7 protein-coding genes and 3 rRNA genes are annotated in these 13804 nt (G+C 69.0%); all 10 read right to left on the reverse strand.

The features are described 5' to 3' along the window. Positions 1–42 precede the first annotated feature (42 nt). The gene (locus KPF22_RS17815; protein ID WP_208823947.1) at positions 43–969 is read right to left on the reverse strand and encodes an NAD kinase; all 927 of its coding nucleotides are present in this window, start codon (positions 967–969) and stop codon (positions 43–45) included. Continuing rightward, the gene (locus KPF22_RS17820) at positions 966–1799 is read right to left on the reverse strand and encodes a TlyA family RNA methyltransferase (RefSeq protein WP_208823944.1); all 834 of its coding nucleotides are present in this window, start codon (positions 1797–1799) and stop codon (positions 966–968) included. Before KPF22_RS17820 ends, KPF22_RS17815 begins: the two co-directional genes overlap by 4 nt. A 2-nt stretch (positions 1800–1801) precedes the next feature. Further along, positions 1802–2008 carry a hypothetical protein gene (locus KPF22_RS17825; protein WP_062402852.1) on the reverse strand — a complete coding sequence of 69 codons (207 nt, stop codon included), beginning with the start codon at positions 2006–2008 and terminating at the stop codon, positions 1802–1804. 70 nt (positions 2009–2078) lie between these two features. Then, the gene (locus tag KPF22_RS17830) at positions 2079–3086 is read right to left on the reverse strand and encodes an HAD-IIA family hydrolase (RefSeq protein WP_224402744.1); all 1008 of its coding nucleotides are present in this window, start codon (positions 3084–3086) and stop codon (positions 2079–2081) included. Beyond that, positions 3083–6052: a hypothetical protein gene (locus tag KPF22_RS17835; protein ID WP_224402745.1), complete on the reverse strand. Its 2970-nt coding sequence runs from the start codon at positions 6050–6052 to the stop codon at positions 3083–3085. Before KPF22_RS17835 ends, KPF22_RS17830 begins: the two co-directional genes overlap by 4 nt. Positions 6053–6210: 158 nt before the next feature. Further along, positions 6211–6327: ribosomal RNA gene (rrf, locus tag KPF22_RS17840) — 5S ribosomal RNA — on the reverse strand. A 141-nt stretch (positions 6328–6468) separates the two neighbouring features. Continuing rightward, positions 6469–9551, reverse strand: a 23S ribosomal RNA gene (locus KPF22_RS17845). Between the two features lie 309 nt (positions 9552–9860). Beyond that, positions 9861–11380 (reverse strand): 16S ribosomal RNA (locus tag KPF22_RS17850). The 16S, 23S and 5S rRNA genes sit together here, the layout of an rRNA operon. Before the next feature lie 435 nt (positions 11381–11815). Next, a complete protein-coding gene (gene tyrS / locus KPF22_RS17855) occupies positions 11816–13090 on the reverse strand; it encodes a tyrosine--tRNA ligase (RefSeq protein WP_224402746.1) in 1275 nt (424 codons plus the stop codon). A 46-nt stretch (positions 13091–13136) separates the two neighbouring features. Further along, positions 13137–13802, reverse strand: coding sequence for a DNA-3-methyladenine glycosylase (locus KPF22_RS17860; RefSeq protein ID WP_374107500.1), 666 nt, complete (start codon positions 13800–13802; stop codon positions 13137–13139). Between the last annotated feature and the right edge of the window lie 2 nt (positions 13803–13804).

Raw genomic sequence — 13804 nt, forward strand, 5'->3', positions numbered from 1 at the left:
CGAACGGCACCGAACGGATGTTCCCGTGCGCCGAACGGTCGATCAGGTGTTCGAACCCGGTGGCTGGGTCCGGGCCCCGCGCCAGCCCCGGACGGGTAGGTCGAACTTGCGGACGAGCCGGTCGGCGAAGGGCTGCGCGGCCAGGCGCACCATCCGCACGGGCTCCGATGCGCGGCGCAGCTCCACCCGGGCCCCGGGCGGCACCGCGACGGTGCGACGGCCGTCGCAGTCCAGCACGGCGGACGGGCCGTCGGCGGACACCTCGATCGCGACGGTGCTCTCCGGCGCGATCACCATCGGCCGGGCGAACAGGGCGTGTGCGTTGCTGGGGACCACCAGCAGTGCCTGCACCTGCGGCCAGATCAGCGGCCCGCCCGCGGAGAAGGCGTAGGCGGTGGAGCCGGTCGGGGTGGAGCAGAGCACCCCGTCGCAGCCGAAGGAGGACACCGGGCGACCGTCGACCTCGAGGACGACCTCGAGGATGCGGCCGCGGGTGGTCTTCTCGACCACGGCCTCGTTCAGCGCCCACGCCCGGCCGAGCACCTGCCCGCCGGCGGTGACGACGGCCTCGAGGGTGGTCCGTTCCTCGACCTCGTAGTCGCCGTCGGCGAGCTTCTGCAGCGCCTCGGGCAGCGTGTCCTCCTCGGCCTCGGCGAGGAAGCCGACGTGGCCGAGGTTGACGCCCAGCAGCGGCACGCCGGCGTGGCGGGCGAGGTCGGCGGCGCGCAGCAGGGTGCCGTCACCGCCGAGCACCAGGACCGCCTCGGCGCCGCGGGCGCACTCGGGGCTCCCGGGGACCGGGACCGGCTCGTAGCCCGCCGGGACGTCGGGGTCCGCGGCGAGCTCGGCCCACTCGTCGGCGAGCACCCGGGTGCGCAGGCCGAGCCGCCCGAGTTCGCCCATCACGTGCAGCGCGGTCTTGCGGTTGGTGGGCCGCCCGGTGTGCAGGACCAGCAGGACCTCCCTCATGCGGGGCCGTCCGCGACCGCGGCGGTCAGCATCGGCGCGAGCTCGGGCTGCTCGGGGGCGCCGCCGGCCGGGCCGGCGGCGGGCCGGCGCAGGTGCAGGAAGTACTCGACGTTGCCCGACGGGCCCGGCAGCGGACTCGCGGTCGCGCCGAGGACGTGCAGCCCGGCCGCAGCGGCGGCGGTCGCGACCCCGTGCAGCGCCTCGGTGCGCAGGCCCGGGTCCCGCACGACCCCGCCGGAGCCGAGCCGGTCCTTCCCGACCTCGAACTGTGGTTTCACCATGGGCAGCAGGTCGCCTCCGGGCGCGGTGCAGGCGGCGAGGGCCGGCAGCACGGTGCGCAGCGAGATGAACGACAGGTCGGCGACGGTCAGGTCGACCGTCCCGCCGATCTGCTCCGGTTCGAGGGCCCGGACGTTGGTGCGGTCGTGCACGTGGACGCGCTCGTCGGACTGCAGCCGCCACACCAGCTGGCCGTACCCGACGTCGACGGCGACGACCTCGGCCGCCCCGCGGGTGAGCAGCACGTCGGTGAAGCCGCCGGTGGAGGCGCCGGCGTCGAGGCAGCGCCGCCCGGCGGGGTCGACGTCGGTGAAGGCGTCGAGGGCGCCGAGCAGCTTCTTGGCACCGCGGGAGGCCCAGTCGGGTTCGCCGTCGTCGTCCGGGCGGACGAGGACGGGTGCGTCCCGGTCCACCACGGTGGCGGGCTTCGCCGCCGGCATGCCGTTGACGACGACCCGGCCTGCGGCGATCAGCTCGGCGGCCTGGCCGCGGGAGCGGGCGAGCTTGCGGCGGACGAGCTCGGCGTCCAGCCGGGCGCGGGTGGGGCCCATCGTCACTCCCGTTCCGAGCCGGCGCTCAGCGCGCGGCCGAGCGCGGCGTGCACCCGCTCGAACGCGGCCGGGTGCTCGGAGACCGGACGGTCGTCCAGCGCGTCGAGCGCCGCGACGGCCGCGTCGACCTCGGCACGCAGGGCCGCGACGGGGCGGTCCTGCTCGGGCCGCGGGTCGCCCGGACGGGGTCCGGGTGCGGGAACGCTCATGGATGATCTCCGGGGACGGGGTTCTGACGCCACGGTAGCCGACGGTCCCGACCGCGGCCGCGACGCGGCGTCACCGCCCTGGCCGCTCCGCCAGGCCGAGGTCCGCCAGTGCCGCGGCGGCGGCCGCACCGTCGGGACGGACGTCCTGGACGCCCTGTTCCCAGGCCACCGGGCACAGGGCACGCAGCGCGTCCACCGTGGGTTCGGGCCCGTCCCCGTCGCCGGACAGCACGAGCGTGCCGCCGTCGGCGCGGACGTCCCAGCCGGGCCGCGGCCCGGGGGCCAGCTCGTCCGGTGGGCGGGTGAGCGCGGCGAGGTCGGCGCCGATGTGGGTGGGCCGCAGCTCCGGGGCGGCGGTGAGCAGCTCCGCGGCGCCGCTCACCCCGGTCAGGACCATCAGCGACGGGGCGCCCATGGCGTTGGCACCCTCGATGTCGGTGTCGAGGCGGTCCCCGATGACGAGCGGGGCCTGCGCGTCGCCGCACCCCTCGCGGAGCAGCCGGGCGGCGGGCTTGCCCGCCACCTGCGGCCGCGCCCCGGTCGCCGTCCGCACGACCTGGACCATCGAGCCGTTGCCGGGCAGCGCCCCGCGCTCGGTGGGCAGGGTGGGGTCGACGTTGGAGGCGACCCACAGCGCTCCGGCCCGGACGGCGACGACCGCCTCGGCCAGGATCCGCCACCCGGTGTCGGGCGAGTGCCCCTGGACGACGGCGTCCGCGCCGTCGGCGTCACCGACGACGGCGAGCCCGCGGGCCCGGACCTCGTCGGCCAGCGCCGACGTGCCGACGACCAGCACCCGCGCACCCGGCGGGAGCTGCTCGGCCAGCATCGCGGCCGCGGCCTGTGAGCTGGTGCGGACGTCCTCGACGCGCGCCGGGAAGCCGAGCTCGGCGAGGTGCGCGGCGACGTCGGCGGGGCTGCGCGAGGCGTTGTTGGTGACGTACACCGTGGGCACGCCGCGGTCCGCCGCCCCGCGCACCGCCTCGACGGCCCCCGGGACGACCTCGGGGCCCCGGTAGAGGGTGCCGTCGAGGTCGGCCAGGAGGACGTCGTGGCGGGACAGGAGGTCGTCGGTCACCGGTCGCCGGCCCCGGTGTCCCGGACCTGCTGGTGGTCCGTGGCGGGAGCCGCCCCGGAGGCCTCCGGCTCCTCGACCACGGCGCCTCCGTCGCCCGCGTCGGTCCCGTCGCGGACCTCGTCGGTCCCGTCGACGTCGGTCCCGTCGACGTCGGTCCCGTCGACGTCGGTCCCGTCGACGTCGGTCCCGTCGACGTCGGTCCCGTCGACGTCGGTCCCGTCGGCGCTCGGGGCGTCGGCCCCGGACGCGTCGTCGGCATCGGGGTCGCCGACCGCTCCGGCGTGGTCGTCGGCGTCGATCCGACCGGATGGCACCGGGGCGTCGCTGTGCGGCGCATCGGCGTGGTCGTCGGCGGCCGGGGACACCTCCTCCCAGCCGACGGAGAGCTCGTCGTCGGCGCCCTCGAGCTCGTCGCCGGTCAGCTCGGCGATCCGCGCGGCGGCGTCGGTCTCCCGGTGCTGGTCGGCATCGTGGGCGTGGACGAACCACTGCACGGCCTCCGACTCCCGGCCGGCGGCGAGCAGGTTGTCGGCGTAGGCGTAGAACAGCCGGGCGCTCCACGGATCGCGGCGGACCGGGTCGAGCTCGGGGACCTGGAGCCCGACGACGGCGGCGTCGGCCTCGCCCAGGTCGCGCCGGGCCCCCGCGGCGACGATGAGCAGCTCGATCCGCTCCTCGTGGCCGAGGTCGCGGGCCTCCGGGCTGCGGGCCAGGTCGAGAGCACGCTCGGGACGGCCGAGGGCGCGCTCGATGTCGGCCATGACGTGCACGTGCCCCGGTCCGCCGCCCATCCGGCGGGCGGCGCGGAACTCGCCGAGGGCCTCGTTCCACTCCCCCGCGTGGTAGGCGACGATGCCGGCGGCCTCCCGGACGACGGCGATCCGCGACGCCCGGCGCCGCGCGTAGCGCACGTGCTCGAGCGCCTGCACGGCGTCCTCGTCGACGAGCAGCCCCGCGGCGACGAGGTGCCGCGCCACGACCTCGGCGGTCTCCTTCTGGAGGCCGCGCAGGTCCCGGCGCACGCTCGGGTCGAGCTCGGCGGCCGTCACCGAGTCCGGCAGGTCCGGCTCGGCGACGAAGGTCCGCTCGGCCGACTCCGGGATCGCCCGTCGCGGACGGGCGTCGCGATCACGGCGGTCGTCACGGCCACGGTCGTCGCGGCCACGATCGTTCCGGCCACGGTCGTCACGTCTGCGGTCGTCACGGCCGGAGTGCGGGCCCCGGTCGTCCCGGCCGCCACGCGGGCCACGGTCGTCACGCTCCCGGCGCGGGCCACGGTCGTCACGGTCACGGAGCGGGCGACGCTCGTCGCGCCCGATGGGACGCTCGGCACGGTCGGTGCGCGGACCGTCGACGGTGTCGCCGTCCGATCCGGTCGTGCCCGGGGCGGTCCCGGCGCGGTCGACGGCGTCGGCCCCGGTACCGGCCCCACGGGCGTCGGTCACGGGGGTGTCGATCCGGTCCCCGCTGTCGGACCGGGGGCCGTCGGGCGCGGTGCTGCCCGTGCCGACCGCGTCGTCGGTGCGCTCGTCGCGGGTGACCGGCGCGTCGGCCGCCTCCACGGGCGAGGTCTCCGGAACCCGGGTAGCGGTGTCGGAGGCGGTTGCGCCGGTCGGCGCGGCCGCCTCCCGCGTGTCGGCCGTCGACGGCGTCACGGCAGGCGCGTCACCGGCCGGCTCGGCCTGCACCGCGGCCGGCTGCGCGACGTCCCGGGGCGCGACGACCGCGGACCGCTCGGACGGGCGGTCGTGCGACGGGCGCTCCTCGCGGGCGCGGTACGGGCGGTCGTCCCGGTCCCGTGACGGGCTGCGCCGGTCGTCGCGACCGCGGGGCGCGCGGTCGTCACGGTTCCGGTAGGGACGGGCGCCACGGTCGTCGTCGCGCTGCGGACGGGGGCCACGGTCGTCACGGCCACCGAAGGAACGGCCGCCACGGTCGTCACGGTCCCGGGACGGGCGACCGGCCCGGTCGTCGCGATCACGGAACGAACGGCCACCGCGGTCGTCGTCGCGCTGCGGACGGGGGCCACGCTCGTCGCGGTCCCGGAAGGAACGGGCACCGCGGTCGCCGGACGGACGTCCCCCGCGGTCGTCACGGTCGCGGAACGAACGGCCACCGCGGTCGTCGTCGCGCTGCGGACGGGGGCCGCGGTCGTCACGGCCACCGGAGGAACGGCCGCCGCGGTCGTCACGGTCGCGGAAGGAGCGGGCACCGCGGTCGTCACGGTCCCCGGAGGGCCGACCGCCACGGTCGTCACCGCCGCGGAACGGACGCCCGTCACGGTCACGGTCACGGGCAGGACGGCGGTCGTCCCGGCCGCCGGAGGAGCGACCGTCACGGCCCCCGGACGGACGCTCCCCGCGGTCGTCACGACCGGAGAAGGAACGCCCGCCACGGTCGTCGCGACCGGAGAACGAGCGGCCACCACGGTCGTCACGGCCGGAGGAGGGACGACCGGCGCGGTCGTCGCGGTCCCGGAACGAGCGTCCGCCGCGGTCGTCGTCGCGCTGCGGACGGGGGCCACGGTCGTCGCGGTCACGGTAGGGACGGCGGTCGTCACGGCCCGCGGAGGGCCGGCCACCGCGGTCGTCGCGGCCACCACGGAACGAGTCACGCCGGCCGGTGCCGCCGGAACGGCGGTCGTCGTCACGCGCGGGACGACGGTCGTCGTCGCGACGCGGCCCACGGTCGGAGCGGTCGTCGCCGCGGAAGCCGCTGTCGCGCCGGCCGGTGTCGCGTCCACCCCGGTCGGACCAGGAGCGGCCCTCGGTGCGGCGCTCGCCCGGACGTCCCCGGTCGTCGCGCGCACGGTCGCCGCCGCGGGTACCCCGGTCGTCGCGACGCGTGCGGTCGTCGCCGTCGCGGCGCCGTCCCCGCTGGTCGTCACCGCGGGACCATCCCGACCCGCTGCGCGAACCGCGCTCCTCGCCTGCCCGGCCGTTGCCGGGACGTTCCCCGTCCGTCACGTGGTCAGGGTACAAACCAACACCGTCACTTCCGCGGTCGGCGACCGCACTGGGCGAACCGGTCCGCGCAGAGAGGCGGACACGGCTGCAGACATACGAAAAAAGGGGAGTCCACAGCGGCTTCTACACCGTTGCGGACTCCCCTTTCAGAGGTTGAATGTCGGCGGCGACCTACTCTCCCACACCCTGGCGAGTGCAGTACCATCGGCGCTGGAAGGCTTAGCTACCGGGTTCGGAATGGGACCGGGCGTTTCCCTACCGCAATGACCACCGACAACACTATCCAACTATCACCCCACCCCGAACCCGGGGACAGGGTCGAGCACACACACCACCCCACACCCTGCCCGGGCATACCCGGGGACAGTGTGGATGGTTGTGGACTCAGGGTCACACAGTGGATGCGAACAACTCGTTGTGGCAAGCCCTCGGCCTATTAGTACCGGTCAACTCCACCCCTCACAGGGCTTCCATCTCCGGCCTATCAACCCAGTCATCTACTGGGAGCCTTACCCACTCGAAGGTGGTGGGAGACCTCATCTTGGAACAGGCTTCCCGCTTAGATGCCTTCAGCGGTTATCCCTCCCGAACATAGCCAACCAGCCGTGCCCCTGGCGGGACAACTGGCACACCAGAGGTTCGTCCGTCCCGGTCCTCTCGTACTAGGGACAGCCTTCCTCAAGTCTCCAACGCGCGCGGCGGATAGGGACCGAACTGTCTCACGACGTTCTAAACCCAGCTCGCGTACCGCTTTAATGGGCGAACAGCCCAACCCTTGGGACCTACTCCAGCCCCAGGATGCGACGAGCCGACATCGAGGTGCCAAACCATGCCGTCGATATGGACTCTTGGGCAAGATCAGCCTGTTATCCCCGGGGTACCTTTTATCCGTTGAGCGACACCCCTTCCACAAGGTGGTGCCGGATCACTAGTCCCGACTTTCGTCCCTGCTCGACCCGTCAGTCTCACAGTCAAGCTCCCTTGTGCACTTACACTCAACACCTGATTGCCAACCAGGCTGAGGGAACCTTTGGGCGCCTCCGTTACTCTTTGGGAGGCAACCGCCCCAGTTAAACTACCCACCAGGCACTGTCCCTGAACCAGATCATGGCCCGAGGTTAAGACACCCAATTCGACCAGAGTGGTATTTCAACAACGACTCCACCACCACTGGCGTGGCGATTTCACAGTCTCCCACCTATCCTACACAAGCCGAACCGAGCACCAATACCAAGCTATAGTAAAGGTCCCGGGGTCTTTCCGTCCTGCCGCGCGTAACGAGCATCTTTACTCGTAGTGCAATTTCGCCGAGTCTGTGGTCGAGACAGCGCCCAAGTCGTTACGCCATTCGTGCAGGTCGGAACTTACCCGACAAGGAATTTCGCTACCTTAGGATGGTTATAGTTACCACCGCCGTTTACTGGCGCTTAAATTCTCCGCTTCGCCCCGAAGAGCTAACAGGTCCTCTTAACGTTCCAGCACCGGGCAGGCGTCAGTCCGTATACATCGTCTTGCGACTTCGCACGGACCTGTGTTTTTAGTAAACAGTCGCTTGGGCCTGGTCTCTGCGACCGGCCGTCCCTAGCCCGCAAGGAGCCTCAAGACAACCGGCCCTCCTTCTCCCGAAGTTACGGAGGTATTTTGCCGAATTCCTTAACCACAGTTCGCTCGATCGCCTCGGTATTCTCTACCTGACCACCTGTGTCGGTTTGGGGTACGGGCCGCAACAGCACTCGCTAGAGGCTTTTCTCGACAGCATGGGATCACCCTCTTCGCCTCAATCGGCTACGCATCACCTCTCACCCTTTGATGAGCCCCGGATTTACCTAGGACTCGGGCTACAGGCTTACACCACGACAACCACCGCGTGGCGGAGCTACCCTCCTGCGTCACCCCATCACTTGCCTACTACCAGATCGGATCCCACGCTCCCCCACAAACAACACTCCCGAAGGAGCGAAGGTGGGTTCGGATGGTTAGCATCACCAGCCTCGGCATGGACGCACTATCACGAGCACGGGAATATCAACCCGTTGTCCATCGACTACGCCTGACGGCCTCGCCTTAGGTCCCGGCTCACCCTGGGCGGAACAACCTGGCCCAGGAACCCTTGGTCATCCGGCGGCAGAGATTCTCACTCTGCATTCGCTACTCATGCCTGCATTCTCACTCCCACACCCTCCACCCGTAAATCACTCCCGGGCTTCACCAGATGCAGGACGCTCCCCTACCCAACAACACAAAAGTGTCATTGCCACGGCTTCGGCGGTGCGCTTGAGCCCCGCTACATTGTCGGCGCAGGACCACTTGACCAGTGAGCTATTACGCACTCTTTCAAGGGTGGCTGCTTCTAAGCCAACCTCCTGGTTGTCCGGGCGATCCCACATCCTTTCCCACTTAGCGCACGCTTAGGGGCCTTAGCCGGTGATCTGGGCTGTTTCCCTCTCGACCACGAAGCTTATCCCCCGCAGTCTCACTGCCGCGCTCTCACTCACCGGCATTCGGAGTTTGGCTGACTTCGGTAAGCTTGTCGGCCCCCTAGGCCATCCAGTGCTCTACCTCCGGTGAGAAACACACGACGCTGCACCTAAATGCATTTCGGGGAGAACCAGCTATCACGAAGTTTGATTGGCCTTTCACCCCTACCCACAGCTCATCCCCCAGGTTTTCAACCCTGGTGGGTTCGGGCCTCCACGACGTCTTACCGACGCTTCACCCTGGCCATGGGTAGATCACTCCGCTTCGGGTCTACACCCCGCGACTCACACGCCCTATTCGGACTCGCTTTCGCTACGGCTACCCCACACAGGTTAACCTCGCCACGAAGCATAACTCGCAGGCTCATTCTTCAAAAGGCACGCCATCACCCCGAAAGGCTCTGACGGCTTGTAAGCACACGGTTTCAGGTACTATTTCACTCCCCTCCCGGGGTACTTTTCACCTTTCCCTCACGGTACTTGTCCGCTATCGGTCACCAGGTAGTATTTAGGCTTGACGGGTGGTCCCGCCAGATTCACAGCGAATTTCACGGGCTCGCTGCTACTCGAGAACACGCCCACAACAGAACCCAATGTTTTCGCGTACGGGGCTATCACCCACTACGGCCGACCATCCCAGAGTCGTTCCGCTAACACAGATCCTTGCTGTCCCACCCTCGGCAGAAGATGAACGACACGTCTCACAACCCCGCACCCGCAACGCCTGCCGGCTTGACACGGACACGGTTTAGCCTCTTCCGCTTTCGCTCGCCACTACTCACGGAATCACTATTGTTTTCTCTTCCTGTGGGTACTGAGATGTTTCACTTCCCCACGTTCCCTCCACGCACCCTATGAATTCAGGTACGGGTAACGCCCCATGACGGGCGCTGGGTTTCCCCATTCGGACACCCTCGGATCACAGCTCGGTTGACAGCTCCCCGAGGCCTATCGCGGCCTCCCACGTCCTTCATCGGCTCCTGATGCCCAGGCATCCACCATGTGCTCTTAACAACTTGACCACAACAAGATGCTCGCATCCACTATGCAACACTCAACCCACAACCACACCCAACCAAGAAACAACCACCACCCACACACGCAGGCGTTAGGAAGCCCTCGACCAGAGCGGCCAAAGAAAACAACCCACAGGATGTCTTCTCAGGACCCAACAGTGTGCCAAGCCAAACGGTCCGACGTACTGCGTTCCACCCAACGCACCCGACCCACGAACGAGGCCGCAAATGCGATTCAATGAAGGAACCACAGACTCACCATGAGCACAACTCACAGAGCATCGTGGTGCCCCACCACATGATGGGACTCCTTAGAAAGGAGGTGATCCAGCCGCACCTTCCGGTACGGCTACCTTGTTACGACTTCGTCCCAATCGCCAGTCCCACCTTCGACAGCTCCCTCCACAAGGGTTGGGCCGCCGGCTTCGGGTGTTACCAACTTTCGTGACGTGACGGGCGGTGTGTACAAGGCCCGGGAACGTATTCACCGCAGCGTTGCTGATCTGCGATTACTAGCGACTCCAACTTCACGGGGTCGAGTTGCAGACCCCGATCCGAACTGAGACTCACTTTAAGGGATTCGCTCCACCTCACGGTCTCGCAGCCCTCTGTATGAGCCATTGTAGCATGTGTGAAGCCCTGGACATAAGGGGCATGATGACTTGACGTCATCCCCACCTTCCTCCGAGTTGACCCCGGCAGTCTCCCATGAGTCCCCACCATTACGTGCTGGCAACATGGAACAAGGGTTGCGCTCGTTGCGGGACTTAACCCAACATCTCACGACACGAGCTGACGACAGCCATGCACCACCTGCACACCAACCACAAGGGAAGCCCTATCTCTAGGGATGTCTGGTGCATGTCAAACCCAGGTAAGGTTCTTCGCGTTGCATCGAATTAATCCACATGCTCCGCCGCTTGTGCGGGCCCCCGTCAATTCCTTTGAGTTTTAGCCTTGCGGCCGTACTCCCCAGGCGGGGCGCTTAATGCGTTAGCTGCGGCACAGAAACCGTGGAATGGTCCCCACACCTAGCGCCCAACGTTTACGGCGTGGACTACCAGGGTATCTAATCCTGTTCGCTCCCCACGCTTTCGCTCCTCAGCGTCAGTATCGGCCCAGAGACCCGCCTTCGCCACCGGTGTTCCTCCTGATATCTGCGCATTTCACCGCTACACCAGGAATTCCAGTCTCCCCTGCCGAACTCAAGTGATGCCCGTATCGACCGCACGCTCAGAGTTAAGCCCCAAGTTTTCACGGCCGACGCGACACACCGCCTACGAGCTCTTTACGCCCAATAATTCCGGACAACGCTCGCACCCTACGTGTTACCGCGGCTGCTGGCACGTAGTTGGCCGGTGCTTCTTCTCCAGGTACCGTCAATTGCTCTTCGTCCCTGGCGAAAGAGGTTTACAACCCGAAGGCCGTCATCCCCCACGCGGCGTCGCTGCGTCAGGCTTCCGCCCATTGCGCAATATTCCCCACTGCTGCCTCCCGTAGGAGTCTGGGCCGTGTCTCAGTCCCAGTGTGGCCGGTCGCCCTCTCAGGCCGGCTACCCGTCACCGCCTTGGTAGGCCATCACCCCACCAACAAGCTGATAGGCCGCGGGCCCATCCCCCACCGAAAAAACTTTCCACCACCAACCATGCGATCAGTGGTCCTATCCGGTATTAGACCCAGTTTCCCGGGCTTATCCCAGAGTGGAGGGCAGGTCACCCACGTGTTACTCACCCGTTCGCCGCTCGTGTACCCCCGAAAGGGCCTTACCGCTCGACTTGCATGTGTTAAGCACGCCGCCAGCGTTCGTCCTGAGCCAGGATCAAACTCTCCAACAAAACCCTGACTTGCAACAAACAACTGGCCACAACACCCGACGGGATCGAATGCTGCAACCAAACAAACAATTTGGCACAAAACGCCAAACCGAATCAAAATAGCTCGACACACTGTTGAGTTCTCAAAAGACACCCGCACTCGAGGACCGGGCCTGATGGCCGTCGCCCCGGGGCGTCAGAGTTGGCCCCGCTGGGAGGCAACTCTCTTATGCTACGTGTACCGGAGAGCAGCGTCAAGCCTTGCTCCGGGCGGCCAGATCTCCACCGAGGTGGAGTTCGTGGGCCGTCGCCTCCGGGCCGGATCAGCGTCCCTGACCTCTCGGCCGGTCTCGCTCTCGTCCGTCCCGTCCTGGCGACAACGAGAAAGTTACAGGACGGCCCGGAGGCGATTCACAGGGGGGTACCTGTTCAGCGTTCCCGCAGGTCAGCGGCCGATCACGCCGATCCGACCCGCACACCGGCCAGGTTGCGCTTCCCCCGCCGCACCACCAGCCAGCCGCCGTCGAGGACGTCCCCGGCACCCGGGACCCACTCCTCGTCGACGACCTTGACGTTGTTGACGTACGCCCCGCCCTCCTTCACGGCGCGGCGCGCGGCCCCCTTGCTGTCGGTCAGACCGGTGGCGACGAGCAGGTCGACGATCGTGTCGGCCGGGCCGGCGTCGGCCGTCGGCACCTCGGCGAGCGCGGCACCGAGGGTGGCCGCGTCCAGGTCGGTGAGCTCCGCGCGGCCGAACAGGGCCTGGCTCGCCGTCGTCACCTGCTTCGTCTGCTCCTCGCCGTGCACCAGCGTCGTCAGCTCGGCGGCGAGACGTCGTTGCGCGCCACGCAGATGCGGCTTCTCGGCGAGCTCGGTCTCCAGTGCCTCGATCTCGGCGCGGTCGAGGAAGGTGAAGAGCTTGAGGTAGGTGATCGCATCGGCGTCGGCGACGTTCACGAAGTACTGGTACCAGGCGTACGGCGAGGTGCGCTCCGGGTCGAGCCAGACGTTGCCGCCCCCGGTGGACTTGCCGAACTTGCGGCCCTCGGAGTCGGTGACCAGCTGCAGCGTCAGCGCGTGGACGTGGTCACCGGTCACCCGGCGGACGAGGTCGACACCGCCGACGATGTTGCCCCACTGGTCGGAGCCGCCGATCTGTAGCCGCACCCCGAGCTCCCGGTACAGGTGCAGGTAGTCCTGGGCCTGGAGCAGCAGGTAGCTGAACTCGGTGTAGGACATCCCGTCGCCGGCGAGGCGGCGCTTCACCGTGTCCCGCGAGATCATCGTGCTGACGGGGAAGTGCTTGCCGAGATCGCGCAGGAACTCCAGGACCGTCTGCTGCCCGGTCCAGTCGAGGTTGTTGACGGCGACGGCGCCGGTCGGCCCGTCGTCGAAGGACACGAAGCGCTCCAGCTGGCCCCGGATGATCCGGGTCCAGTCGGCGACGGTCGAGGCGTCGTTGAGCGACCGCTCCCCCACGTCGCGCGGATCCCCGATCATCCCGGTCGCCCCGCCCGCGAGGATGACCGGACGGTGTCCGGCCTCCTGGAAGCGACGCAGGGTCAGCATCGGGATCAGGTGCCCGGCGTGCAGGCTCGACGCGGTCGGGTCGAAGCCCGCATAGATCGACACCGGGTCGTCGGCGGCGAGCTCCTTCGCGAGCGCGTCGCGGTCGGTGCTCTGCGCGATCAAGCCGCGCCACTCCAGGTCGTCGAGGATGTCGGTACCCACGGTGCCCATCTTGGTCGGGCCGCCGCGGCCCGTGCACGCGGGTGCCTCAGGCGCTGCGACGACGGCGCGTCCCGGCCCGGTACTGGCTCACTGCCGGTGAGCCGTCGACCCAGAACCGCCAGGGCAGCTCGGCCGCCGCGGCGACGCCCACCCGAGGTCCGGTCCGGACCAGCTCCGGTGCGACCGGGTCGCCCGCGCGCAGCCGCACCCGTGACGCCGGGTCGGTGACGTCGGTCCCGTCGTCCTCGCGGCGCATCCCGAGCAGTGCGGCGAGCCGCGCGGGACCGCGGGCCAGGTCGGCGTCCCGGCGGGCGGTGGGCCGGCGCTCCCGGGCGACCCCCGGGTCGGTGAGCAGCTCACCGGCCCGCAGCAGGACCGCGCCCGGCTCGCCGTCGGACAGGCACGAGACGTTCGCGCAGAAGTGCATGCCGTAGACGAAGTAGACGTACAGGTGCCCGGGTGGGCCGAACATCACCGCGTTGCGCGGGGTCCGGCCGCGGTAGCAGTGCGACGCGGGGTCGTCGCGGCCCCGGTAGGCCTCCACCTCGACCAGGCGCACCGCGACCGTGCCGTCGGGGGTGTCGGCCTCGAGGACGCAGCCGAGCAGGCGTCGTGCGGCGGGCAGGACGTCGACGGCCAGGGCGGACCGGTCCAGCAGACCGGCGGGGCCCGGCCGGTCGTCCCGGCCGGGCCCCGCCGTGTGGTCGTCCACCG

The sequence above is a fragment of the Pseudonocardia sp. ICBG1034 genome (genome assembly GCF_020131375.1).
Taxonomy (GTDB): Bacteria; Actinomycetota; Actinomycetes; order Mycobacteriales; family Pseudonocardiaceae; genus Pseudonocardia; species Pseudonocardia alni.